The organism is Kribbella speibonae (genome assembly GCF_004331375.1).
Classification (GTDB): domain Bacteria; phylum Actinomycetota; class Actinomycetes; order Propionibacteriales; family Kribbellaceae; genus Kribbella; species Kribbella sindirgiensis.
Window position 1 is genome coordinate 276,672 of record NZ_SJKC01000010.1, and the last position, 25,488, is coordinate 302,159.

At 69.7% G+C, this 25,488-nt stretch carries 18 protein-coding genes; 11 read left to right on the plus strand and 7 right to left on the minus strand.

All coding sequences use genetic code 11. From position 1 onward, the window contains the following. The first annotated feature begins 9 nt into the window (after positions 1-9). Both E0H92_RS43795 and E0H92_RS43800 read left to right on the plus strand, forming a co-directional pair. The gene (locus tag E0H92_RS43795) at positions 10-1,659 is read left to right on the plus strand and encodes an NAD(P)/FAD-dependent oxidoreductase (RefSeq protein WP_131462860.1); all 1,650 of its coding nucleotides are present in this window, start codon (positions 10-12) and stop codon (positions 1,657-1,659) included. Positions 1,660-1,675: 16 nt separating this feature from the next. Then, positions 1,676-3,061: a sensor histidine kinase gene (locus E0H92_RS43800; RefSeq protein WP_131500474.1), complete on the plus strand. Its 1,386-nt coding sequence runs from the start codon at positions 1,676-1,678 to the stop codon at positions 3,059-3,061. A gap of 2 nt (positions 3,062-3,063) precedes the next feature. Here the strand turns inward: E0H92_RS43800 and E0H92_RS43805 are convergent, their stop codons facing one another. After that, positions 3,064-3,648, minus strand: coding sequence for a hypothetical protein (locus E0H92_RS43805; RefSeq protein ID WP_131500475.1), 585 nt, complete (start codon positions 3,646-3,648; stop codon positions 3,064-3,066). A gap of 126 nt (positions 3,649-3,774) precedes the next feature. After that, positions 3,775-6,357: an MXAN_6230/SCO0854 family RING domain-containing protein gene (locus E0H92_RS43810; protein ID WP_131500476.1), complete on the minus strand. Its 2,583-nt coding sequence runs from the start codon at positions 6,355-6,357 to the stop codon at positions 3,775-3,777. A gap of 801 nt (positions 6,358-7,158) precedes the next feature. Between E0H92_RS43810 and E0H92_RS43815 the strand changes: the two genes are divergently transcribed. Continuing rightward, the gene (locus tag E0H92_RS43815; RefSeq protein WP_238173854.1) at positions 7,159-8,397 is read left to right on the plus strand and encodes a GGDEF domain-containing protein; all 1,239 of its coding nucleotides are present in this window, start codon (positions 7,159-7,161) and stop codon (positions 8,395-8,397) included. Here E0H92_RS43815 and E0H92_RS43820 read toward each other — a convergent pair. Then, positions 8,387-9,361: a zinc-binding dehydrogenase gene (locus tag E0H92_RS43820; protein WP_131500478.1), complete on the minus strand. Its 975-nt coding sequence runs from the start codon at positions 9,359-9,361 to the stop codon at positions 8,387-8,389. The two genes, E0H92_RS43815 and E0H92_RS43820, sit on opposite strands and share 11 nt — an antisense overlap. 217 nt (positions 9,362-9,578) lie before the next feature. Between E0H92_RS43820 and E0H92_RS43825 the strand changes: the two genes are divergently transcribed. The 3 genes from E0H92_RS43825 to E0H92_RS43835 are packed head-to-tail and all read left to right on the plus strand — an operon-like array spanning position 9,579 to position 14,570. Continuing rightward, positions 9,579-12,386 carry a DEAD/DEAH box helicase gene (locus E0H92_RS43825; protein WP_131500479.1) on the plus strand — a complete coding sequence of 936 codons (2,808 nt, stop codon included), beginning with the start codon at positions 9,579-9,581 and terminating at the stop codon, positions 12,384-12,386. Continuing rightward, positions 12,379-13,638, plus strand: coding sequence for an SWIM zinc finger family protein (locus E0H92_RS43830; protein ID WP_131500480.1), 1,260 nt, complete (start codon positions 12,379-12,381; stop codon positions 13,636-13,638). Before E0H92_RS43825 ends, E0H92_RS43830 begins: the two co-directional genes overlap by 8 nt. 32 nt (positions 13,639-13,670) lie before the next feature. Beyond that, positions 13,671-14,570, plus strand: coding sequence for a hypothetical protein (locus E0H92_RS43835; protein ID WP_131500481.1), 900 nt, complete (start codon positions 13,671-13,673; stop codon positions 14,568-14,570). Here E0H92_RS43835 and E0H92_RS43840 read toward each other — a convergent pair. Both E0H92_RS43840 and E0H92_RS43845 read right to left on the minus strand, forming a co-directional pair. Further along, positions 14,561-14,902 carry an iron chaperone gene (locus E0H92_RS43840; RefSeq protein WP_131500482.1) on the minus strand — a complete coding sequence of 114 codons (342 nt, stop codon included), beginning with the start codon at positions 14,900-14,902 and terminating at the stop codon, positions 14,561-14,563. The genes E0H92_RS43835 and E0H92_RS43840 overlap by 10 nt on opposite strands. A 239-nt stretch (positions 14,903-15,141) precedes the next feature. Continuing rightward, a complete protein-coding gene (locus E0H92_RS43845) occupies positions 15,142-15,807 on the minus strand; it encodes an HAD family hydrolase (RefSeq protein WP_202874133.1) in 666 nt (221 codons plus the stop codon). 238 nt (positions 15,808-16,045) lie between these two features. Here E0H92_RS43845 and E0H92_RS43850 point away from each other — a divergent pair, with 238 nt between their 5' ends. After that, a complete protein-coding gene (locus tag E0H92_RS43850) occupies positions 16,046-17,212 on the plus strand; it encodes a serine hydrolase domain-containing protein (protein ID WP_131500483.1) in 1,167 nt (388 codons plus the stop codon). Between the two features lie 501 nt (positions 17,213-17,713). Here E0H92_RS43850 and E0H92_RS43855 read toward each other — a convergent pair. Together E0H92_RS43855 and E0H92_RS43860 are read right to left on the minus strand one after the other, a co-directional pair. Continuing rightward, positions 17,714-18,694, minus strand: a complete 981-nt coding sequence (locus tag E0H92_RS43855; RefSeq protein WP_238173855.1) for an SGNH/GDSL hydrolase family protein — start codon at positions 18,692-18,694, stop codon at positions 17,714-17,716. A 36-nt stretch (positions 18,695-18,730) separates the two neighbouring features. Beyond that, a complete protein-coding gene (locus E0H92_RS43860; protein ID WP_131462851.1) occupies positions 18,731-19,537 on the minus strand; it encodes a TrmH family RNA methyltransferase in 807 nt (268 codons plus the stop codon). Between the two features lie 256 nt (positions 19,538-19,793). Between E0H92_RS43860 and E0H92_RS43865 the strand changes: the two genes are divergently transcribed. The 4 genes from E0H92_RS43865 to E0H92_RS43880 are packed head-to-tail and all read left to right on the plus strand — an operon-like array spanning position 19,794 to position 25,387. Further along, positions 19,794-20,984 (plus strand): hypothetical protein, encoded by a 1,191-nt coding sequence (locus tag E0H92_RS43865; protein ID WP_131500484.1) that lies wholly within the window; start codon positions 19,794-19,796, stop codon positions 20,982-20,984. Then, positions 20,981-21,622 carry a hypothetical protein gene (locus E0H92_RS43870; RefSeq protein ID WP_131500485.1) on the plus strand — a complete coding sequence of 214 codons (642 nt, stop codon included), beginning with the start codon at positions 20,981-20,983 and terminating at the stop codon, positions 21,620-21,622. Before E0H92_RS43865 ends, E0H92_RS43870 begins: the two co-directional genes overlap by 4 nt. After that, positions 21,615-22,277, plus strand: coding sequence for a hypothetical protein (locus E0H92_RS43875; RefSeq protein WP_131462849.1), 663 nt, complete (start codon positions 21,615-21,617; stop codon positions 22,275-22,277). Before E0H92_RS43870 ends, E0H92_RS43875 begins: the two co-directional genes overlap by 8 nt. Continuing rightward, entirely contained in the window at positions 22,274-25,387 is a 3,114-nt protein-coding gene (locus E0H92_RS43880; protein ID WP_131462848.1) for a coiled-coil domain-containing protein, read from the plus strand. Before E0H92_RS43875 ends, E0H92_RS43880 begins: the two co-directional genes overlap by 4 nt. Positions 25,388-25,488 lie beyond the last annotated feature (101 nt).

Here is a 25,488-nt window from a genome sequence, read left to right on the forward strand (position 1 = left end):
GGCACAAGCGTGAGCAAACCTGCGATTCTCACGGTCGACGACGACCCGATGGTCTCGGCGGCCATCTCCCGTGACCTGCGCCGGCGGTACGGCGACGACTACCTGGTCGTCCGCGCGACCTCGGGCGATCAGGCCCTCGCCGCGCTGACCAAGCTTGCGCTGCGCAACCAGCCGATCGCCTTGATCGCGACCGACCAGCGGATGCCCGGCATGACCGGCATCGAGCTGCTCGAACGCGCCCGCGAGCAGGCCCCGAACGCGAAGTACCTGCTGCTCACGGCGTACGCCGACACCGACGTGGCGATCCGCGCGATCAACGAGATCGGCCTCGACTACTACCTCCTCAAGCCCTGGGACCCGCCCGAGGACCAGCTCTTTCCGGTCGTCGACGACCTGCTCGGCGACTGGCAGCACGCCAACCCCGAGCACACCTCCGACGTCCGTGTCGTCGGCAACCGCTGGTCGGACCGCGCGCACGACATCAAGACGTTCCTGGCCCGCAACCACGTCCCGTACCGCTGGTACGACGTCGAGCGCGACACCGAAGGGCAGCGGCTGCGGGAGCTCGCCGACGCCGCCGACCACGACCTCCCGCTCGTCCTGATCCCGGAAGGCGACACGCTCCGCTCCCCCAGCGCGCTCGACCTCGCCTCTGCTCTCGGTCTGCGCACGCGTGCCGAGCAACCGCTGTACGACGTCTGCATCGTCGGCGGCGGACCGGCCGGACTCGCGGCCGGTGTCTACGCGGCATCCGAAGGCCTCAGTACGGTGATCGTCGAACGCGAGGCACCGGGCGGACAGGCCGGGCTCAGCGCCGCGATCGAGAACTACCTCGGATTCCCGCGCGGCCTCACCGGCTCCGACCTCGCCCAGCGGGCCGTCGCGCAGGCGTCCCGCTTCGGCGCCGAGATGGTGCTCGCGCGCTCTGTCGTCGGCCTCGAGTCCCGCGGCCCCGTGCACGCCGTACTGCTCGAGGGATCCGGTGAGATCGAGGCCCGCGCGCTGATCGTCGCGACCGGCGTCTCGTACCGCAGCCTCGACGTCGACGGCCTCGGCGACCTCACCGGCCGCGGCGTGTACTACGGCGCGACCGCGAGCGAAGCCAGGCAGGTCCAGGACGATGAGGTGTACGTCGTCGGCGCGGCGAACTCGGCCGGGCAGGCGGCGCTCAACCTGGCCCGCTACGCCAAACGCGTCGTCCTCCTGGTCCGCGGCGAGACGCTGGAGAGCTCGATGTCGCGGTACCTCGTCGACAAGATCACCCAGGCCGCGAATATCGAAGTACGGTGCCGGACCGAGGTCGTCGGCTGCCGCGGCGACGGTCATCTCGAGGCCCTGACACTCGCGGATCGCACCTCCGGGCGGGTCGAGGAGGTGCTCGCCGGCTGGCTGTTCATCTTCGTCGGCGCGATCCCGCGGACGGACTGGCTCGGCGACTCCGTTGTCCGCGATGCCAAGGGATTCGTCGTGACGGGACCGGATCTGATCGCGCAGAACCGGTGGTCGCTGCCCAGGACGCCGTACGCGCTGGAGACCAGCGTGCCGGGGGTGTTCGCGGCCGGCGACGTACGGCTCGACTCGATGAAACGCGTGGCGTCCGCGGTCGGCGAAGGCGCCATGTCGATCTATCTCGTTCACCGCTACCTTGCGACGATCTGATGACTAGGACCTTCTGATGTACGCCGAAGACCTGCACGCGATCCCGCTCTTCGCCGGGTTGACCGATGCGCAGCTGACCGAGCTGATCGACGGCAGCACCGAGGTGTCGATCGAGCGGGGCGTCGACCTGTTCCACGAGGGCGAACCCGCCGACTTCTGGTGGGTGCTCGTCGACGGCGCGATCTCGCTGCACCGCAAGATCGGCCGCGAGGACACCGTGCTGGGCAAGATGGACGTCCCGGGCCGCTGGGCCGGCGGGTTCCGCGCGTGGGACGAGCACGGCCTGTACCTGGCGAGCGGCCGTGGTCTCGCCGAAGGGCGGGTCCTTCGGGTGCCGGCCGACGTACTGCGGGAACGGATCGACGACTGGTTCCCGCTCGCCGGGCACCTGATCAAGGGCGTCTACGGGACCGCGCGGGCGATCGAGTCGACCGCCCGGCAGCGCGAGTCGCTGATCACGCTCGGCACGCTGGCGGCCGGGCTCGCCCACGAGATCAACAACCCCGCCGCGGCTGCCGCACGCTCGGTCAGCGCACTCGACACCGCGTGCGTCACGCTGCTGTCGGCGCTGCGCGGTCTCGCGGAAGGCGACGTGACGGCCGCTCAGTTCAGCGCGCTCGACGAGTTGCGGCTCGAACTCGGCTCAGGGACGGCGGCACCGGATCCGGTGGACCTCGCCGATCACGAGAACACCATCGCGGACTGGCTCGACGACCACGACGTCGAGCGATCGTGGTTCATCGCGCCCCCGCTCGCCGCGGCCGGCACGAGCGTGGACTGGTGCGAGCGCGCGGCCGACGTACTCGGCGAGGCCTTGGGACCCGGTCTCGAATGGGTGGCCAGCACGTTGTCCGTCGCGACGCTGCTCAGCGAGGTGAAGGAGTCGACGCGGCGGATCACCGAACTGGTCGCCGCGGTCCGCTCGTACTCGCAGATGGACCGCGGCTCGATCCAGACGATCGACGTCACCGAGGGGATCGAGAGCACGCTCGTGATGCTCGGGCACAAGCTCCGCGACGGGGTCGAGGTGGTGCGCGCGTACGGCGCCGGCGTACCCCGGGTCGACGCGTACGCCGGCGAACTGAACCAGGTGTGGACGAACCTGATCGACAACGCGGTCGACGCGATGGAAGGCGCCGGCACGTTGCGGATCACGACCCTGGCCGACGGCGACCGGATCGTCGTCGAGATCGCCGACACCGGTCCCGGGATGCCGCCGGAGGTCGCGGCCCGCGCGTTCGAGCCGTTCTACACGACCAAGGACGTCGGCAAGGGCACCGGCCTGGGCCTCGACATCGCGCAACGGATCGTCGCCGAACACCACGGCGGCGCGATCGGTATCACGTCACGCCCAGGCGAGACCAAGGTCCAGGTGCGGCTCCCGCACCAGCCGCCCGGCTGAGATCAGGTGTCGTGCTCGAGGATGCGGACTCGGGGCACCTTCAGGAGCTTGCGTGCCTTGGTGGTCCAGTCGGAGCACACGAATGATGCTGCGGTCTCCGGCCAGGCGACCACCACGACCTCTTGGCTCTTGGTGGTCTTCACCATCTGCATCAGCGCCAGCAGCACCTCGCCGTGGGTGATGGAGACGTGCACCGGGTATCCGCTGGCCGCCCGAAGCTGCCGGGAGCTGTGCTCGATCACCGAGGCGAGATCGACGGCCGGGTCCGCGAGGGTCGCCGTCGGTGGTCCGCCCTGTGTTCCACGCTGTGTTCGACTCCGTGCTCGGTCAACCGTTGCCGGCGGGCTGATGCGCGCCGACGCCACCGTCGCCGAGCCGACCACGGGCGCCGAGCCGGTCAGACCGGCCACGTCCGCGAACGTCGATCCCAGCAACGCCATCGGACCGCCGAACCCGCTCTCCGGATGACTGGAGACCAGCAGGTGGTAGTCCACGGTGTCCTCGCGCTTTGCATGCAGGGCGGCAACGCGGCGCGCGTCGCCCTCGCTCATCTCCCGCTCGATGAGCACCACCACGTCGTACGTCATTCGTGGCTCCCTTCGCGTCAATTCCGTTGTACTCCTGCCCGGGAGCCGACCAAAGCACCGGCCGCGCGTCCGTCACGGAATTGTCAATTTCTTCTCAGGCTCCTCCCAGACTCGCCCGAGCGCAGGTCAGGGGGCCGGAGACGTCGCACCGAGGCTCTCGCGCGCGCGGGAGTCGGGGGCCAGACCGGACAGCAGGTACGGCGCGTCGATCAGCGACAGGTTCGCGCCGTCGAGCAGACGCGGATGCAGCGCGTACACTTCTGCGCCCGCGCGGGGCGTGAGGTCACCGGTCAGCACCGCGACGAAATCGGCCCGTTTCGCCGCGTCCTCGTCCCAGCTCCGGTCCGGCTCCAACCGCGCGACGACCCGCCGGGCGAACGTCGCCAGCTCCTCGGCCGGGTCCCGGACGTAGCCGACGACCGACCCGTCGGCGCACCGGACCGCGATCTCGTCGGCCCGGGCCGCCGCGTGCCAGCAGCAGATCTCCCACAGGCTCACCCGGTCGCCCGACCCGTGCACCTCCTCCAGCGTCGCCGCCATCAGCCCGAGATGACCGCCGTACCTCGCGACGTTGTGGCCGTGTCCGGCCGCGCCGAGGTTCACGTCGTACCAGCGCAGCTCCTTGGTCCGCAGGTCGACACCGAACGGCAGCAGGATCTTCGCCGCGCCGGCCAGGTCGAAGCGGTCCTCGACCGCCGCCGGATCGAACAGCCCGCTCGGTTGCCGCAGCAGACCGACGAAGCCGCGCTCCAACTCGTCGAACGGTACGTCGTTGTAGCTGAACACCACCGGCAGCAGATAGCGGCCGCCCACCCGGCGCACCGCACGCAGATCGATGTCCACGAACTCCGTCGAACCGTCGGGGCCCGGCGCCGACGTCAGATCGCCGGAATGCACCAGCGCGTCCTGGTCGAACCGCAGCCGGGTGTAGTCACACAGGCCGACGAAGGCCCACTCCTCGTCGAACACCGCCACCGACAGGTCGAGATCGATCCGCCGCCCGCGCGGCTCGACCCAGTGCAGGAACAGCCGCAGCAGCTCGTCCTGCGGGATCGGCACCGCGCTCCCCCGCGTCATCCGCAGCAGGCTCGACGACGCGTTCCGCTCCGAGCCCGGCGCGGCGATCCGGGACAGCTCCTCGTCCAGGAACACCCTGCGCAGGCGCGGCAGTCCCGTGGCCCGGCGCAACATCTCCCCGGTCAGCACGCCGGACAGCTCGGCCGCGAGCGCGGTCGGCAACGGCTCCCGGTCGTCGACCGACGTCCAGATCCGCGTGGTCCCACCGCGCGGGAAGAACAACCGCAGATCGCCCGGCGGCGTCCGGACCTGCCCCAGCGCGGCCGTGATGACAGCCGGCGACACGTCCGACACCGCGGTCGTCACAGCGTCGACGAGCTCCGCGTGCTGCCCCGGTGGAAGCGCCCGCGCCAGGTGCACAAGGCGGCGTACCAACTCGCCCGGGCGTTGCCGCAGCAGGTCGAGAGCCTGCTCCGGACGCCCCTGCGCGAACGCACCTTCGACGCGGGAGCTGAACGTGCTCATCACCAGCCGCCCGCTCTCCACCCGCACCAGCGGATGCCGCGAGACCTCGCCCGCCACCGCACGTCCGGCGGCCGTTCCGAGATCCAGATCGGTACGACGGAGGACGGCGAACGCCAGCGCGGCGACCGGGAAGCGGGTCGCGAACTCGAACGGATGCAGGTTCTCCCCGATCCGCTTCCAGGCGCGCTCGTGACGCAGCATGTCCTCCACGAGTGTCTCGACCGGCAGCCGGTCCAGACGCTCCAGCACGAGCCGTCGAGTTGCCCGCGGCAACGACTTCCGCCGGGCCGGCGGCGTCCGCAGCCCGGGATCGGCGTCCATCAAGGCGTAGACCAGCCGCAGTACGTCGGTCGCGGTGTCGGCGCGATCGATCAGCTCGGGATCGTCGGCCAGGAAGTGCGCGATGACCAACGCACGGGTCTCGCGGACCGGGATGTCGTCGGGAATCCAGGCCGAGCTCGCGCCGTCGAGCAACACCTGCAGGTCTGCGCGGTCCGCCGCGGACAAGGGCGCGCGCCGCGCCAGCAGGGCTCCGACGGTTTGGCGGACCGAGTCGGCCGTGGCCAGCGAGAGCAGCCGCAGACGATCCGAACGGACATGCGCCGGCGGCTCCTCGGCCTGCGACGGCTTGAGGAACGGATCCTTCGGGTCGATGCGCCGCAGGCACAACGGACAGGCGCTGAGGTCGCTGCCGTCCCAGCACGTGCGGCAGACCAGATGGGCGCACGGAGAGACCGCATGTACGGACGTCGTGTCGCCGCAGAGCACGCACGGCTGCTCCGGCTCCTGCAGCAGGCGCGCGAAGACCCGGTTCACGTAGAAGGTCTCGGTGTTGCCCGGCACGCTCTCCGGGAAGCCCCGGAACAACGGTGTGTGCTTGGCGTCGAACCCGGACTCGGCGTCGAGCAGGTCGAGCAGCGCACTGCCGAAACCGGCCAGCGCGGGCGCTGACAGCGAGGCGCAGTGCCGGTACAGCCCGACCGAGAGCAGGAGACCGCGCTGGATCAGGTCCGCCTGGAGCGCGGACAGCCCCGCCTGGATCGTGAGCGGCCGGCGCAGCCACTGCCAGGCGGAGCGCCGTACCGGAGGAGTGAGCGCGGTGGCGGCGACGAGCCGGCGGCGGCGCAGCAGGACGGCAGCCCGCGGATCCGCTGGTTGGTCCGGCATCGGCGTCTCCCCCGGTAGACGTGAGTCAGGAAGGCGCCAGGGGCGGAGAGCGGACGCGCTACTTGGCCTGGTGAAGGAGAAGGAAGCACGTCCAGGAGCCGCCCCTGGCACTGAGAACGCTACCGGGCGCCACCGACAGTTTTCGGCGCCGCCGCCCACCGGAGGGGCTCAGAAAAGAAGAGCTCCGGTAGCAGGGTCGGGGCCGCCCCGCCCAGACCCCGCTACCGGAGATCTCCAGAGTAGAACGTTCACCCAAATACTGCGCCACCGGGTCCCCGATTCGTTGCCGAACTGGCACTGATGCGCCGCTGCGATCACTGTCGGCAGGTGGGATGCCACGGATAGTAATTGGCATAGTCCGTGGGTAATTACTGTGCGGTAAATTCGTCGGCTTCGGCGTTAGCCGGTGAACGATTTCTCTTAAGTGTAAGAAAGAGGTAAAGAAGTACCGCCGGTCACCAGTCGTTTCCGCCGCCGGAGAACCAGTCGTTGCCACCGGTGAACCAGTCGTTGCCACCGAGACCGTCGGTGCCGGTACGGGCGGGGAAGGCCGGGAAGGCTGGGATCTGCATGATTTTCAACCCTTCTTGGTGCTGACCAACTGGTGGAATGGCCCGGGCATCCGGGTGACCTGATGTGAACAGGTCGTTACTATGAACGCATAACCGCTCAGATCGACCGCTTGTGAGGCAGACGATGATTCTGATCGGTCGGAGCAGCTGGGTGCTACCTCGGCAATGGAAGCTCTGGTCGTTGCCGAGGACCGCGCTGACTTATGTGCTCGCGATTGATTTGATTGCGGTGACGATTACCACACTCGCGGTCCGGAGCACGCTGAGCGGCCCGCATTCCGGTGTCCGCCATTCGGAATGGGTGGCGTTCGGCGTCCTCGCCGCCGCCTCGACCCTGCACCTGGAGTTCGCCCGCGGAATCGAGCGCCGGCGCGAGCTGGCGGCGAACACCTCGCCACACACCAACCTGAAGTGCCTGTGGATCTTCGCGGCTCTGCTGCTGCTCCCGCTGTCGTTGGTCGTCCCCCTGGTCGTACTGGCATACACCTATTCCTGGTTCCGCGTGTACGGCCGGACCGTTGCGCACCGCAAGGTCTTCTCCACCGCCACATACGTCCTGGCCAGCGCCGCAGCGGCCGCCGTACTGCGTGCGGGCGGTCTGCTGGACGCTCCGCGCGTACCTACCGGTTTCTGGTCGCTCCTGGTGGTTATGGCGGCGGCCGCGACCTGGTGGCTGGTGAACTACGCACTGGTCATCGGAGCGATCCTGCTGTCCACTCCGGACGCCACAGCGCGTGAGGCACTCGGTGAGCTGTCAGACCAGATCGTCGTGTGCGCCGGCCTCGGTCTGGGCGTAGCGATCGCTGCGGTGCAGTCCTCGTACCCCTGGGTCGTTCCGGTGCTCATGGTGACGGTCCTGGCGCTGCACAGGGACCTGCTGCTCCCGCAGTACCAGCGGGCCGCCGGCATCGACGACAAGACCGGCCTGGCCACCTCGTCGTACTGGGCGAGCGCCGTGCCTGCAGAGCTCGCTCGCGCCGACACACTGCGCAGTACGGTCGGTCTGCTGATGCTGGACCTGGACAGGTTCAAGGAGATCAACGACACCTACGGTCACCCTGCTGGTGACGAGGCTCTGCGTGCTGCTGGGGAAGCGATCCGCGCGGAGGTGCGGAACGGCGACCTGGTTGCACGGGTCGGTGGCGACGAGCTGGCGGTGCTGCTACCGGGTGCGTTCGAGGCCGAGGTGCTGGAGATCGCAGAGCGGATCAGAGAGCGGCTCGTGACGCTCACGGTCTCGGTCAGTACGACGGACGGGGGTACGGCGACGCTCGACGGCGTACCGGCCTCGTTCGGCGCGGCCGTCTACCCGGCCGTGGCAAGCACGATGGACCAGCTGATCCTGGCCGCTGACGACGCGCTGCTGCGGGCCAAGCGGTCCGGGCGGAACCAGATCGTGGTCGCCCGCCCGAACCACTCCGAAGACCTGCAGCCCGACGAAGCTGCTGAGCAAACCGTCAGCGACTGACCTCGATCAGCGCCTTGCCGCGCAACGTGCGGTTCTCGAGCGCCCGGTGCGCGTCGGCGACGTGGTCGAGGTCGAACACCTGGTCGATGACCGGCTTGAGATCCCCCGCGGCCGCACGAGCGATCACATCAGCCCCGGTGACCGCAGTGGTTGTCGAGTCCGCCCGCAGATCCATGATGCCCTTCACCGTGAGCCCGCGCCGCTCGACCTCCGCAGCGTCGTACGGCGCGAAACTGCCACTCGGCGCTCCATGCGCGGAGATCCAGCCGCCGTCCTTCACCACACTGAACGCAGCCGCGCCCAGCTCGCCACCGGCACCCTCGAACACGACATCGACACCGGCGCCGTTCGTTGCCTCCAGCACCAATTTCTCCCAGCCCGGCCTGCCGTAGTCGATCAGTACGTCGGCGCCCTGGGCACGGCTGAGTTCGAGCTTCTCGTCGCCGCGGGCAGCCGCGATGACGCGAGCTCCCGCCTGGTGTGCCAGCTGGATCAGCAGCAGGCCCATGCCACCGGCGGACGCAGTGATCAGTACGTCCTGCCCGGCCATCGACGGCGCGAGTTCTTCGAGCATGAGCGCCGTGAAGCCGTCGCCGTACACCGCGACCGCGGTCCGCAGGTCGAGTTCGGGCGGTACCTCGACCAGATTGGTCGTGGTCAGCGCCAGCTCCGCATGAGCACCGAAGGCCACGCCCCGCCCCACGACGGTCTTGCCGATCCAGTCAGCCGGCACGCCCGCGCCGACCGCGCGGACCCGTCCGCCGAGGTTGCTGCCGGTGACGTACGGCGTCTGCACGTCGAAGAACTCGCCGTGCTCACCCCGGCGGATCGCGGTCTCGACGAAGATCACGTCCGCGACACCGACCTCGACGAGCACCTGCCCGGCGGCAGGCTCCGGAGCCGGGATCTCGCGGGTCTCGATCACGTCCGGACCACCGAACGCGGTCACTACTGCTGCACGCATATTCACACTCTCCGGGTTTGTCGGCCTGAGCCTCCGAGCCTGCAACCTCAACGTTGGTTCAGGTCAAGTCCAACCGGCGGCTCGACAGTACGTATACGTCCACTGGCAGCACGCGCACGCCTGCCAGCCGGCTCGATCAACGGCTAGTGGACCTGTACGTACTGTCGAGCTGCAGAGCGCGGCGGATCTGTCGGTGGCGGGGCGTACTGTGCGGGGCATGTTCGACGCCGTCTTCGTGCCAGCCGACCCGCCGCGCGCGGGCCGGCTGGCGCTGTACGGCGACCTGGCCGGCGCGGGCGAAACCGCCGACGGGACCGTCGAGTTGGTCCTCCCCCGCGGCACCACAGTTCGCCGTACGACGGTCCCCGCTCGCTTGCTGTCCATGGACGAAGTACTCACCCGCCTGACCGAGCAGGACGACGCCCGCGGGCACGCCTCGACTAGTTGGGCGGCGTGGCGCGCAGCGGGTCTTGCTGGGTTGGTGCTGATCGGGCGCGGGCGGCTCGTGCCGTATCGGAGCCCGGAAGGGTACGGCGCGTGGCGGGTGGCGCCGCTCGACCCGCTCGACCACGCCTGGCTGCGGAACCTCAGCGCCGCAATGCCGGCGTACGGTCATGCACTGCCTCTCGACGGCACCCGCCCTGTCCGGCTGATCGAGCCGGAGCATCTGGTCCGCGCGTTCTGGGACGCGCTCGCGGATACCCTCGTCCGCACTCCCGCCGCAGCTGTCGCGGCACGCCCCGGCGCGGCGCCGTTCGCGGCCGTCGATCCCAAACAGCTCCCTGGCCCGACGGCCTGGCTCGACGAAACCGCCCTGGCCGAGCAAGCCGGCACCCGCCTCGTCCTCCGCATCGAGCCGCCAGAAGACGCGCCGGACTTCCGGGCCGTTCTGCAGTTGCGCAGCGGCGTGGACCCGAGCCTGCTCGTCGACGTCGCGGACATGTGGAACGCCCCGGCCGCCGTACTCACGGCCCTCGGCGAACGCGCCGAGACCGACCTCCTCCTCGCGCTCCGCCGCGGCGCCCGGGTCTGGCCGCCGCTCGGCTCGGCTCTGCGTGACGCCGCACCGGAAGACATCCCGATCGACGACGACGCGTTGGAAGAGCTCGCCGAGGGCAGTACGGCGCTGGAGGGCGCCGGCATCGAGGTGCTCTGGCCGACCGAGCTGTTCGCCGGCGAACTGGCCGTCCGCGCGACCGTCGCGACACCGACTCCCGGCGCCGTGACCGGCCCCGATTTCAGCCTCACCGAGCTCGTCGCGTTCCGCTGGCGTCCCACGCTCGACGGCCAGGACCTGACCGAGGCGGAGGTCGCCGCGCTCGCCGAGGCCAAGCGCCCGATGATCCGCATGCGCGGCCGCTGGATCCGGGTCGACCACGACCTCGTCCGGCGTCTCCGCAATGGTTCCAGCCGCAAGCTCACCGGCGCCGAAGCCCTCGGCGCCGCGCTCACGGGGACCATCGAGGTGGACGGCGAGCTGGTGCCGTTCGATGCCGACGGTTCGCTGGCCGCGATGCTCGCGCGGCTGCGGACGGCGGAGGAGCCGGCGCCGTTCATCGAGCCTGCCGGTCTCCAGGCGACCCTGCGCGACTACCAACGCCGCGGCGTGGCGTGGATGGCGCAGCTCGCCAACCTCGGTCTCGGCGGTTGCCTGGCCGACGACATGGGCCTCGGCAAGACGATCCAGGTCATCGCGCTGCACCTGCAGCTCCAGGGGCGCGGCCCGACCGTCGTCGTCTGCCCGTCGACACTGCTCGGCACCTGGGAGCGGGAGTTCGGGCGGTTCGCTCCCGGCGTACCGACGCGCCGCTACCACGGTCCGGGACGGACGCTCAGCGATCTCGCGCCCGACGAGGTCGTGCTCACGACGTACGGCGTAGTGCGCCAGGACCACCGGGTGCTCGGTGAGATCGCGTGGGGCCTCGCCGTCGCGGACGAGGCGCAGCACGCGAAGAACCCGTTGTCCCGCACCGCCCGCGCCCTGCGGACGTTGCCATCGGCAACCAGGATCGCCCTGACCGGCACACCGGTGGAGAACCGGCTCTCCGAGCTGTGGTCGATCCTCGACTGGGCGGCTCCGGGGCTGCTCGGCACGCTCGACAGGTTCCGCCACGACGTCGCCGTACCGGTGGAGCGGTTCCACGACGACGAGGCGACCGCTCGGCTCGGTCGGGTGACGCGGCCGTTCCTGCTGCGCCGGCGGAAGAGCGACCCGGGGATCGCGCCGGAGCTGCCGCAGAAGTCCGAGCACGACGTCGTCGTACCGCTGACCACCGAGCAGGCCACGCTCTACCAGGCCGTCGCGAAGGAAACGCTCGCGAAGATCGAGGAAGCCGAGGGCATCGCGCGGCGCGGGCTGGTGCTGAGCCTGCTCACGCAGCTGAAGCAGGTGTGCAACCATCCGGCGCAGTTCCTGCACGAGCCCGGTCCGCTCGAGCGGCGATCCGGCAAGCTCGCGGCGCTCGACGAGCTGCTCGACGTGATCCTGGCCGAGGGCGAGTCGGTGCTGATCTTCAGTCAGTACGTCGAGATGTGCCGGCTGATCGAGGCGCATCTGGCGGCGCGGCAGGTCAAGACGCTGTTCCTGCACGGCGGCATCGGGGTGCGGAAGCGCGAGCAGATGGTGGAGCAGTTCCAGTCGGGCGAGGCGCCGGTGTTCTTGTTGTCGCTGAAGGCCGGCGGGGTCGGGCTGACGCTGACCCAGGCCACGCATGTCGTGCACTACGACCGCTGGTGGAACCCGGCGGTCGAGGACCAGGCGACGGACCGCGCGTACCGGATCGGTCAGGACCGGCCGGTGCAGGTCCACCGGCTCGTCACCGAGAACACGCTCGAGGACCGGATCGCCACGGTGATCAACGCGAAACGCGACCTCGCGGACGCGGTCGTCGGGTCGGGCGAGGCGTGGTTGAGCGAGCTGTCGGACGCGGAGCTGACCGAGCTCGTCGAACTGTCGACCGGGCCGGTGCGATCCGGGTCGGCGAGTGCCTACAACCCTTCTGCTGTTGGGAAATCCGATGCCTGACGAGAACAGGCCGGCTGCGGCGGGGCCGGCGTGGTGGCGGAGTCGGGAGGATGCGGGGTTGCCGGCCGCCAAGGGCGCGGGGAGCCGGCGGTCGTTCGGGGCGACGTGGTGGGGGCGAGCCTGGTTGGAGGCGCTCGAGCAGCGGGCACGGCTCGATCCTGGCCGGCTGTCGCGCGGGCGGTCGTATGCGCGACGCGGCAGTGTGCTGGAGCTGACGGTCAGCCCGGGCGAGGTCGAGGCGGTGGTGCAGGGCAGCCGCGTCACGCCGTACCAGGTGACGGTCCGGATCCGCGCGTTCTCCGCGGCCGAGTGGGACGCCGTACTCGACGTTGTGTCGGCGCAGATCGGGCGCGTCGCGGCGCTGCTCGACGGGGAGTTGCCGCCGGAGGTCGTGGAGGACGTCCAGGCGGCCGGGCTGGACCTGTTGCCCGGCGCAGGCGAGGTGCTGACGAACTGCAGCTGCCCGGACTTCGCCGTACCGTGCAAGCATTCCGCGGCCGTTTGTTACCTGGTGGCGGACGCGCTGGACGACGATCCCTTCGCGCTACTCCTGCTCCGCGGCCGCCGCAAAGACGAACTCCTCTCCACCCTCCGCTCCCGCCGCACCGGCAACACCAGCGCACCAGCTCCACCCCGCACTCCCGCACCAGCAGGCATCCCCGCCATAGCAGCCTTCGCCCGCCACCTGCCAACCTCACCGGGCGCGGGTGCAGGTGTGGTTCCTGTGCCGGTGCCGCCTCGGCCGCTGGGCGCGCCTGGTGTGCCCGCTGCGGTGAAGGTTCTGGACCCACCGCGATCCTCCGGCGTCGACGTACGCGACCTCATCGCCCTCGCCACCGACGCCGCCCGCCGAGCCTGGGAACTGGCCTCCGGCGACCCCACCCAGGCACTCACCTACGAGCAGGACCTAGCCCGCCGAGCCGCACACCTCCTCGGTACGCCGGAACTCGCCGACCTAGCGCACCGAGCCGGCATCTCCGCCCGCCAACTCACCACCTGGGCCACCGCCTGGCGCCAAGCCGGCCCCGGCGGCCTGGCCGTCACTGTTGACGACCCCCACGACGTAGACCCCGAAGCCCTGACCGAAGCCCTAGAAGCCCTCCCCCAAGCCACCACCGAAGCCAACCGAGTAACCAAGGCCAAACTCCAACTCCGCCTAGGCAAAGACAACCTCTGGTACCGCTTCGACAAGAGCTTCAACGACTGGACCCTCACCCGCCCACCCACCCCAGACCCCCGAGCCCTCCTCTAAGCTCCAACCACTTTCCTGGGGAGGACACATCCATGCGCGGTCGAGCGGTCATCGCCACCATCCTGCTGATACCGCTCGTTGGCTGCAGCGCCACCACAACCAAGCAGACCGAACCGACGCCAACCACGGCACCGGCGGCGGTCGGCAACCTGTGCGAGCGCGTGCAACCCAAGCTCACCGGCACCTGGACGATCGGCCCTCCAGAGCCCAGGGTCTACGCACCGCTGTCCGACGCCTGCCTGCTCACCGACACAGCGCAGAAGGCCCACCAGATCCAAATCGCGCTCTCGGCAACACCGGTGACCGACGCGCAATCCGCGGCGCTCCGACAGAGCGACGCAGCATCCGTGGCAGGCTGGTACGCCGCGAAAGTCATCGACGGTGGCGTCGGGCCCGGATCGTGGGCGCTCAACCCGGCCGCAGCCGCTCCCTGGCTCGTAGTCCGCAGCGGCGGCCGGCTGATCAGGCTGCGCGTGGTGAACGATGGCGCCGGCACCCTCGACGAACTCCGGTCGATCGCCCGGACGATCACCGAGCTACCCGGCGAGCTGCCATCGGCCTCGGCCATGGTCACCCGCCCCGAGTGCAGCCGCGGAACCGCTGCAGCCGAGCGGATGCTGGGCTCGAGGACCGTCCTCCGGCGAGACGCTCTCGTCGACGGTCACCTGACATGTCGGTGGGGTACAGCAACGCGGTCGGCCGCGGTGCGACCCAGCAGCGTCCTCGACTTCAATCAGATCAAAGACGGAGCGTCGGCGGGATGGGCGCGCCGAGTGAACGTCGGCGCCGAAGGCTGGCAGCAGTCCAACGGCATACTGCTCTTCCGCACCAAGAACGGTGCGTACCTCGAGGTGACCGGGACGCCGGGCAGCGTGCTGCGGACGGCTTCGGTCCTCGCGCTCGCCCAGGCGATCGCCCCCGCCTACCGCTGACGCACGAACGCCTCGGTCACGCGGGTGATGAGGTCGTACGGGATGGGTTTGTCGAGGGGGAATTTGAGGGTGCCTTTGCCGGAGCGGTAGGGGGCGAGGGCTGCGGTGAGGGGCTCGTCGGTGGGTGGGATGGGGTAGATGGCGATGTGGGTTTTCCAGGCGCTGAAGTGGAGCAGGGGTGTGCCGTCGAGGGTGATGGTTGGCATCTGGTAGCTGATCTTTTCGGCTGCGTTGGGTACGGCAGCGTGGATGGTGCGGCGTACCTCTTCGAGTACCTCGCGGACTTCTGCGGGGAACGACGCGATGTATTCGTCGACTGACTCGAACGTCATCTGTCTATCCTGCCGCGGTCAGCGGGACGAACGGCATCGGTTCGGGCTCCGGGTTCGCGTCCCAGGGTTCGTCGAGCGGCGTCGGTCGCCATTTCCACGCTTCACTGAACTCGTCAAGGTATGCGCTGGGGTGGTTGGCCGGGAAGCTAGGAGATTGGGACCGAGCCACCGGGGAATGGTGCGACGACATTCGATCTGCTGGCAGCCACGACCACAACCAGGCTGAACGATCCGGCGCATCACACGTCTCTGATGGGCAGCAGGTCGAGCGCCCGCGCAGCCGACGTGAGCACTACATCTGCTGGCTCTGCCTGGTTGTACTGATGACCCCACGCCGCTGCGGCACTGAAACTGCCGGCGGACTTCGCGGCACGTAGATCCAGCGGCGAGTCTCCAATGTAGGCCGTGTTCTCGGGCTCGATGCCGAGCTTCTTCGCGGCCAGCAGAATGCCGTCCGGTGCAGGCTTCGCGTACGCAACCTGGTCTCCGCCGATGAGCACGTCAACCGGCAAGCCCGCGGCCTTCAAGAGCATCCCGGCCGCCCGCGTACTCGCACCGGTGAACACCGCCCGAGCCCTGCCTTGGGCTTGGAGGACAGCGAAGGTGTCGGCCACTTCCGGGTACGGCGCCACTTCTACATCCTCAAGCTCCTGGTAGTACACATCGGTCTCGCCCGGCGTCAGTGGCCTCCCAACGAGGTGCTCCAGAATGACTTCCGGCGTGCCGCGCCAGTACGCGTCGACAACGTCGCTCGGATCGAGATCGGGTCCACTCAGCGCCCGCGCTGCCCGAACGAACGCGGCTGGCACCGCCGCAGTGGTGTCCAGCAAGGTGCCGTCGATGTCCCAGATCAGCTCTTTGACAGTCATCCCGAAACCCTCATACAGCTCCAGAAGCGACGTCAATCTTTTCTGAGGTCGTCGAAGCGGCCTGGCGGCGTTTGGTGGTCAACTCGTTTGTCCAGCCCAGCTCGATGGCAGCTGGCCACGCGACGGGGCGTCAGTGCCGGGGCCTCTGGTTGCGCGTGCGGGGCGGTGGCAGTCGCCGAGGGCGACCTTGCGGAGCAGGAAGTGGTTCTCGAACTCGGCCCAACTCAGCACGACGAATTAGACCAATGATCTATTGTACTAGTACCCTAGTTATATGATCAGCCGTCGCACCACACTGAAGGCCGCCACTGCCGGGCTCGTGGCCCTGACCTCCGGAGGCACCGGGCTGCTGCGATCGAGCTCAGCGACTCACGCCGCCGCACAAGTACTTCCCCGCCGCGGGCCTGACGCTGCTGGGCTGCAGAAGATTCTGGACGACATCGCCACCGCGGCCGCGTCCGCGGTGCTGGCCGAGGTGCGCGACTCCAGCCAGGTGTGGCGGGGAAGCAGCGGGGTCGCCGAGCTCGGTTCGGCGAAGCCGGTCGCCGTCAACGGGCGGTTCCGGGCCGGCAGCATCACCAAGTCGTTCGTCGCCACGATCGTCCTCCAACTGGTCGGCGAGGGGCGGCTGCGGCTCGACGACACGGTTGAGTACTGGCTGCCTGGCGTCGTGGCCGAGGGCCGTCGGATCACGGTGCACCACCTGCTGCAGCACACCAGCGGCATCGAGAACTACACGAACACCCGCCCGTTCCGCACCCTCTACGGCACAGCCGACCAGGTGCTCGAGCTTCGCAACCGGACCTGGACCCCGCAGGAACTGTTGAACTTCACCGCCGGGCTGGGCCTGCTCTTCGAGCCTGGCACCTCGTGGATGTACTCGAACACCAACTACATTCTGCTCGGTCTGGTGATTCAACGGGTTACCGGTAACCACTACGCGGAGGAGGCCGAGCGCCGGATACTCCGTCGGCTGCGGCTGCACGGTACACAGTTCCCCGGCCGCCGCTCGGTCATCGCGGGACCGCATGCACACGGCTACCTGCCACGAGAGACCGGCGGCCTGATCGAGCCGGTGGACATCACCCGATTCAATCCATCTGTCACCGGCGCGTCAGGTGAGCTCGTGTCCACCGCGGCCGACCTCAACCTCTTCTACCGCGCTTTGCTCACCGGGAGCCTGCTCGGGGTCGAGCAGCAACGGCAATTGCTGCAAATCCAGACTACGGGCCGCAGCTACGACTACGGCCTCGGATTGGAGACCAGGCTGGTCAACGGCATCCGGTTGTGGGGCCACGACGGCGACATCTTCGGCTACCAGACCGCCTCGTGGACCACCGAGGACGGTCGCCGCCAACTGACGGTCGCCTACAACCCGTGGGGCGGCGACCTGAAGCCGTTCACCGAGCAACTGCTCGCCGTCGCCTTCCGCGCCAGTTGAGCCCGCCCCCGCGGGCCCCATATCAGGGATGCACTGCCGCTGGTAGGGGTGGCGTGGTTGAGATCGGCCGACATCGATGTGCGAGAGGCGGCGACGTCGGTTGCTGCTGACCAAACTGGATCCGTTGAGGCCGGTCTGCCGACGCAGTTCGAGCCACGGTCGTCGACAGCGCGGGGTTCGTGCGTGAACAGCCGCGTGAGGACGCGATCGCACAGGTCGGCGGGCGGATCGAGCGCGCAGTCCAGGCCGTCGGCGAGATCCTGACCGTGGACGAGCAGCTCCACACACGCCATCGCGGCGAACCCCTCCGGATCGCCGATCTCCCACGGATGGAACGCCCCGTCCCTGAAGCCGACTCGCTGCAGGCGCCGGGGTGCAGGTGTGCGGTGAGCAGTCGTGGTGGGGATAGAAATGGTCGCTCCCTGCAACTTTGTTTCCCCGCAGCTCGACCCAGCCAACCCACACCTGCTTCACAAGAGCGTTCGGGAGGGTGTGCTGAGGTCAGGTGGGGCGGCGGAGAGTGGTTTGGGTTTCGAGGGCCTTGATCAGGTGGGTGGCGATCTTGGTGTGGCCTTCGACTGTGGGGTGGACCTGGTCGGTGCAGTCGGCTTCGGTGATCCAGCCGGTGGAGTCGAGGTAGACCAGGTTCGGGTCGTCGAGGGACTTCACGGCGGCCTCGATCGCGTCCGCGTGCTTGCCGTTGAACGGGGTCAGCGACACGATCGTCGTGGTCGGGTACGCCGCCCGCACCCGGCGTACGTAACCGGCGTACTCCTCGACCTCGAGCGTCGGATCGTTCACGCCGAGGTTGATCACCACCACGTCCGACGGCTCGACCCGCTCGGCCGGTGAGCCGGCGAAATTCCACCCGAACGAGTCGACCCCGGCCGGCACCTCGCCGTTCCCCGGCTTGCTGATCCCCTGGCTCCCGAACCCGACCTGGTACGACGTGGCGCCGAACGCGCGCGCTGTCAGATACGCGTACGACGTCGTACCGTCCGCACCCTCCGACTCCGGGTGCTCGCTCAGCGACCGCACGCCCTGCGTGATCGAGTCGCCGTAGAACTCCACGTGCGGACCGCCCGGCCGGCCGCTGAGCCGCAACGCCGACCGTACGTCGAGCACCAGACCGGCGAACACGACCGCGCACTCGAACGGCGGGTTCCACCGGTTGACGTGCTCGTTCACGTCCTTCACCACCACCGACACCTGGTGCCGGCCATCGGGCGCCGACAGTTCGATGACCGGTCCTTCGAGCACGTGCAACGAGGGCTCGCCGTCGTCGACCGTGATCCACAGGTGCGGCGCCACGGTCAGCCCGTCGGTGTCGAACAGCAGTTGCACCCGCTCCCCGGCGTACGAGAACGAGATCCGCGACCCGGAGTTGACCGTGATCGCCACGCCGGGCTGCTGTCCCCACTGTCCTTCCAGGACGATGCGCGGATCGGACGGGGCGACGACCTCGCCTGGCTCGAACGGCACGGGCACTCTCCTTCTCCTCGGCGGCGACCCATTGTGTCACCAGCCTTCCTTCCGGGCCCGTGCCTCGAACAGCAGGATCCCGGCCGAGAGCGCGACGTTCAGCGAGTCCGCCTGGCCGAGCATCGGGATCGACACCGCGTCGAACCCCTCGTCGTGCCACGCCCGCGACAGCCCCGAGCCCTCCGAGCCGACCACGAACGCGGTCGGACCGTCGTACTGCGGAACTCGATAGGTGCCCGTCGCGGCCGGGTCCGCGAGGTGCACGCGGAACCGGTGGCTCCGCAGCCACGCGGCCGCGGACGGGATGTCGTCGAACTCCACGATCGGGGTCGAGAGGACAGTGCCGCGGCTCGCGGAGTACACGGCGGGGTGCGTCGGGCGGGCGCGGCGGCTGGTCAGGACGAGGCAGTCGGCGTTGGCGGCGTCCGCCGTACGGATCAGGGTGCCGAGGTTCCCGGCGTACTCGACGCCGTCGGCCACCAGGACCAGTGACCGGCTGGTGAAGCGGAACGTCTGCGGCCGCCACTCCAGGACCCTCGCGATCGAGATCAGGCCGTCCGAGCGGGTCTTGCGGGACAGCCGGGCGAGCAGCTTCTCCGAGATGCGGTACACCTCGGTGGCGCGGTCGACGATCCGGTCGACGTCCGCCGCACCGGCCTCGGGACTGGCTTCGGGGCACCAGAAGAAGGCCTCGATGGTGGCGGTCGTGGTCAGCAGGCGGTCGTGTTCCCAGGTGCCTTCGACCATGATCCGGCCGGGCGAACCGTCCTTGCGGAGCGCGAGCAGGTCACGGACACGAGGGTGTTGCGCGCCGATAGAGCGGACAAAAGGGTGCACAGTCATGTGCAGGCTCCGTACGGAGAGAATCAGCAAGCGCGCCGGGGACCCAGGGGGTCCGCTCCGGCGGGGCGACACCAAGAGGGTGCCGTGGTACTGACGCGGCCTTTCCCGACCGCGTCAGCCAAGGATTCTCATCACACCTCGGATGGTAGGCAGCCGCGGTTCCGCCGTCATCCGGTTTTCCACAGGCCGGTGGCGGGCCGGTTTTGGTCTGTCGGTGCGGGTGGTTAGAGTCCTTTTCTCACGGGAGGGAGTGCGGATGGACGCGACACTGCTCGACGCCGAGGCCGACGCGGCGGTGCTGCGGGTCTACCGTCAGGTGTTCGCCGTGCTCGCCCGCGAGGCCGGCGCGATGATCGTCGACCCGGATCTGCTCGACGCCGACCAGGCGATCCTGGACGCGTTCGCCGAGGCGGGCAGCGACGGGCTGACCGTCGAGCAGGCCACCCTCGCCTGCCGGGCGTATCCGCACGACGTGATCGTCCGCCGCTTCGAGGTCCTCCGGCAGTACGGCGCGATCACCAAACTCGTCGACCGTCCGAACGAGTTGCGGCACCGCGCGGCCTTCGCGCCGTACGTGATGCTGATGTTCCTGCGCCGGATGTCCGTCCAGGGCGGTCAGGGCGAGCTGCACCAGCTGCTCACCCTCGAGGCGCACAGCGTCAGCGACCCGCAGGCGACGGCCGACGACGGCCGAGCCTCGATCGGCCGCCTGACCAAGGTCTTCCGCCTGCTCGGCAACGAGCTCGCCATCCTGGTCTCGACCAGCACCACCGCCCAGCTCCGGGAGAACGCCCAGCTCGCCTGGGGCAACGAGCGCTTGATCGAGCAGGCCGAGAAGGTGCACCGGCTGGTCCTCGACCGCTGGCCCGAGCTGCACCGCGACTGCACCTCGCTCCGGATGGCGCTGGCGGCGTACGCCGATGCTGTCCAGCTCGCTGCCGGCCGCCTGGTCGAGCGCGCCGGCACGACGCGGGCGCTCGGCCTGCTGCCCATCGAGACCTGGTTGACCTTCTCCCGGGGCAGCGATCCCGGCACGCTGGCCGCCGTACTCGACGGGCTGCTGTTCGACGCCGCCGCGCCGGACTTCTCCGCGCAGACGATGGTCGAGGCCGTCGAAACGGGACGTCGCAGCGGGACGGCGCGGATGGCCCCACCGCGTCCGACCGCGGATGCGGACGCTCCGGAGTCCGCCGCCGCGACGGACCGCGAGGACCTCCGCGCCGAGGCGGAGCGGGTGCTCGCCGGGCGCCCGAGCGTCGACATCGTCGAGGTCATCGACGAGGCAGGCGACTGGATCACCGCGCGCCGCGTGCTCGCCGAGCTGACGGCGGCGCACCTGCACGACGAGCTCGACTACGAGCTGGTGTGGTCCGACGGCATGCGGATCGACCCCACCGCCGGTACGCCGTGGGCGACCGAAGGCGTGTTCCGCCGGGTGGCCCGATGAGCACCGAAGCTGTCGAGCGGCGGCTGTACAACGCGTTGTGGTGGGCGAAGGTGCAGTCCGCCGGTCCCCTCGAGGTCGACCCGGACACGCCTGCCGTCGCCGGTCTCACCCGTGCCGCGGCTCCGGACGGGTCATCGGTCTGGCTGGTGCCGACCCTCCCGTCCGGCGCAGGTCATGGCGTGCTCGACGAGCTCGACGCGCCGCCGGTCGCCGTCGAGCAGCCGAACGAGACGGCCCGCATCCTCGCGATCTGCGTCGCCTGCTGCTGGACCGACCGCAGCGCGCCGGCCTGGCCCGGTTCGACCGGGACGCTCGCGCAGGTCAGATCCGTGTACGCCGGGATGCGCGGCCGCCCCGAGCAGTCGAGCGATCTCACCCTGATCATCGGCAGCCTGCGCCGCCTGCACGCGACGCACTGGCTCCTGTGGGACGACAAGGCCGCCGAGGTCCGCCTCGGGCCACGCGTCATCACCTGGACCGCAGCCGACCTCACCACCCTCCGAGACCTGTGCCGCCACCTCCCGGAGCCACCCCCACCCATCCTGTCCTCCCCGCCCGCCACGACGACCCCGGACGACGAGCTCCCGGACCCCGCCCCGGCAGCACACGCAGCTTCTGCGGAGGATTCCGATGAGTGAGCAGCATGCGTTGTTCGATCCGTTGCTCCAGGACCTCAGCGACCGCTCCCGGGACGAGGTACTGGCCGCGTTCAGCGCGGTGCAGTACGCCGCGCACCCGGTCGCCGAAGTGCAGCTCGCCGGGCTCCGTGACGTCACGCTGCGCCGCCAGGTGCAGCGCATGCTCAAGCTCATCGGCCGAACCCTCGTCCACGTCGACGGCACTCATTGGACCGCGGGGTACGACGATGACATCGCCGCGAGCCTCGTGGCTCAAGGCTGGCAGCCGTTGTCCGTCATCGACCGCGCAGTACTGGTGCTCGTGCTGATCCATTCCGTCGCGATCCCCCGCAGCGAAGGCATCCTGACCGGTGACAGCTGGAAGTCCGCTCGCCCCACCACGGTCGACGAGCTGCGAACGACCAGGATCAGCGGCGAGGAGCGACGCCTGGCCCTGCAGCGGTTGCGCGCCGCGGGGTTGATCCAGCTGTCCGGCGATCACTCGGGCGGACCGTCGTACATCCCAGGTCCGCAGCTACAACGACTGACCCCGGCCGCACGTCGCCGCCTGCAGGACCAGCTGATCCTCGCCGCCGCTCCGGCCAGTCCGATCGCCGAGGCCATCCGCGCCCGCAACGGCGTCCCAGTCAGCACTACCACGGGAGAAGACGCATGAGCACTGAGGACGGACCGTTCGACATCCTCGGGTCCAAGGTGCTGCTCGGTGTGCAGGTCGTCGACCTGTCCCGCCTGTCGACGCACCCGATCCCGATGATCGGCCGCGGCCTGATCACGGTCGCCGGCCAGGGCCCCACCGACTCGAACGGCGCCGGCAAGTCGTCCTGGATCGCCGCGCTCAGCCTCCTGCACGCCGACGACCAGTGGCGCCTGACCAGCGGCGCGCCCGGCGCGGCCGAGCTGCTGTTCACGGCCGAGGCGGCCGGCCAGGAAGGCAACTGGTCGAACGTCGACCGCGGCTACATCGTCGGCGTCTTCTCGGACCCGGACCTCACCGACCTCGACGAGATCGAGGCGGCCGCGATCACGGTCTGGATCCGCATCAACCGCAAGGCGTCGTACATCGACCTGCGCTGGAAACAGGGTCTGCACATCCCGTACGGCGCGACCGAGGCCGAGCGCGCCGCCGGCGCCGACGCGTTGTGGGCCACCCTCCCGCACTCGAACGGCCGCACCGACTTCCACGCCAACAAGCTCTCCCAGGTGCTGTACGGCGGGCAGGTCCGGTGCGTCTCGTTCCTGTCCACCTCGGTGCGTTCCAGCCCGACCGCGAACCTGCTCGCCGAGCCGCTCAACGAGCTCGGCCCGGCCCGGATCTTCAACGCGATCGCGACCCTCACCGGTCTCGACCACGAGCTCGAGCAGGAGCAGGCGCACCGTTCGGCCGAGCACACCCAGCGCGAGGCGACCAAGCAGGCGACCGCGGACCTGCAGCGCTGGGAGCAGGAGATGGCGACTGTCGAGGCGGGCATCCTGCAACGTGCGGCGGCCCGTGAGGCGCTCGCCGCGGCCAAGGAGTCCTGGCAGGCGCGCTCGGCGCGGCACCTGATCGACAGTTCCGCGCGGAACGACGAAATCCTGCAGGAGTTGACGGTTCTCGACGAACGGGTCGCCGAACAGGAGGCCCGGAAGGAAGCGATCGACGCCGATATCGATGCCTTTGGCAACGAGGAGGGCATGCTCCGGGACGTTCAGCTGACCCGCCAGGAGCGGGACAAGCTCGACGCCCGCGACCGGGAGCTCGACCTGGCGCAACGGTCGGTGCGGGAGCAACTGGAGCGTCTCGGGCAGGAGCACCGGCGGCTGCTGGAAGCGGGCCGTTCGGCAGATGGCCGCGACCTGGCCGTCGCGGCCGAAGAGCAGGCCGAAGCGCGCGAGGTCCTCGAGGAACACATCGGCCGCGACCACGCAGCACGGGTCGCCGTCGAGCACACGACGGCGGACCTGAAGGAAGCGGAGAGCGGCCAGACCGTCTCCGCGGCGCAGCAGCAGGTCCTGGAGAACGCCGGCATTGAGTGCGGTGCGCTGACCGACATCACCGAGCTGCCGGAGTCCGACCGGGCCGAGTGGGAGCCCCGGTTCGCGCCGTACCGCGAGGCCGTGGTCATCGATGCGGGCGACGCGACGGTTGCGGCGACCGCGCTGGCCGACGCCGGGTACGCCGGATTCCTGCTGGTGCTGGCGAATCGCCCGGGCAGCAAGGGTTCCGCGAAGCGGGGTCCGAAGTCCGCGGACAAGCGGTTCGTGCTGGACGCGTTCTTCGCCGCGATCGGCGAGCGCGCGACCAAGGACAACATCGACGATGTCGCCGGTGTGGTGGCGGTCGGGCAGTTCGACGAGCCGATCACCGGCCGGACCGCGCGGATCGAGGCAGCCCGCCGCCGCGTCGAGGCCGCCGTCGAAGCACGGTCGAAGGCGTCGGCGGCGCTGGAGCAGGCGCGGTCGCGGGTCGAGCAGGCAGAGCGTCGTACGGCGGCCGCTCGCGCGCTCGCCGACGCCGACTCGGTGCAGGAGCAGATCCTCGCGCTCCGCGAGACCGTCGACCGGCACGAGACCGACCGCGACACGCTCGCACCGCAACTGCAGGCGGCGAAGGAGTCCGCCGAGACCGCCGCAGGCCAGCAACTGGTCCGCGACGAGCGCCTGAAGAACCTCGAAGCGACCCGTCGCGAGTACGACCGGATCCTCGACGAGCTGACCGGCCGCCGTCTCGCGCTGCGCGAGGAGCAGACCGCGCTCGACCTCACGACCCGGACGACCGCCTGGGGCGGGACGCCCGCCGAGGCCGAGGAGTTCATTCTCGGACTGGCCGACGACGCGCAACGCCGGACGACGGCCGACTGGAACCACCAGGCCTGTACGCAGCTCGACGACGTCATCCGCCGCTGTTTCCCGAACGCCCGATCCCGTGAAGAGATCCCGACCGAGCTGTGGGAGATCCTGAACGGCCCGGACGGCTGGACGAACGGCACGCTCGGCGACCGCGTCGGCCTGGTGCCGGCGCTGCAGCGCACGCTGAGCAGCCACCTCGCCCAGCACGAGACGTTCGACAGCCTGCAGCAACAGCAGATCGCCAGCCAGCGCGCCGAGCGGAACGCCGCGCTGGAGCGCGCCCGCGAAGGACTCGGCGAAGCGGAGAGCACGGCCCGCGCGCACCGCGCGTCGCTCGCCGACGGCATCAAGGCCCGGCTCCGTCTGGTGTCGCAGGAGTTCGACCGCCTCGACCAGCAGTACGGCGGGTACGGCGCGAAGCTCGAATTCCCCGAGCCCGATCCGCCCGCCGAGCCCGACAAGCCGTGGCGCTGGACGGTCACGCCGAAGTGGCGCCGGTCCGAGGGCGGCCCGTTCTCGGCGTTCAACGTCAAGGGCAACACCGCCCAGATGGACGAGAAGGCGGTGAAGCTGGTGTGCGCGGCCGCACTCGCCGGCGGCTCCGACCGTCCGCTGCTGCTGATCCTCGACGAGCTCGGCCGCAACCTGGGTTCGCAGCACCGTCGCGAGGCGGTGGCACTGTTCGAGCAGATCGGCCGCGACCGGAACATCACCGTGATCGGCGCGCTCCAGGACGACATGGAGCGGTACGCGCTCGCCTCGTCCCGCCTGTACGTCAAGCTCCGGCGCAGCTCGGACACCATGCCGTACAACCAGGCGCCCGTGGTGAAGGGCAACGAGGACAACGCGGCCCGGGTCGAGTTGCTCCGCGAGTGGATGACGTCGTACCGCGGTTCAACCCCGACCCTGGAACTTGCCTCGCCGACGCTCGCTTAAAGCTGGGTCACACGCGGACTACCCCTGAAGCGGACGCCCCCCGGGGCGCCGCTGCACCACCTTGACCCGGCCGGCGGCGGTCGGCATTTGGTGGGTGGGCG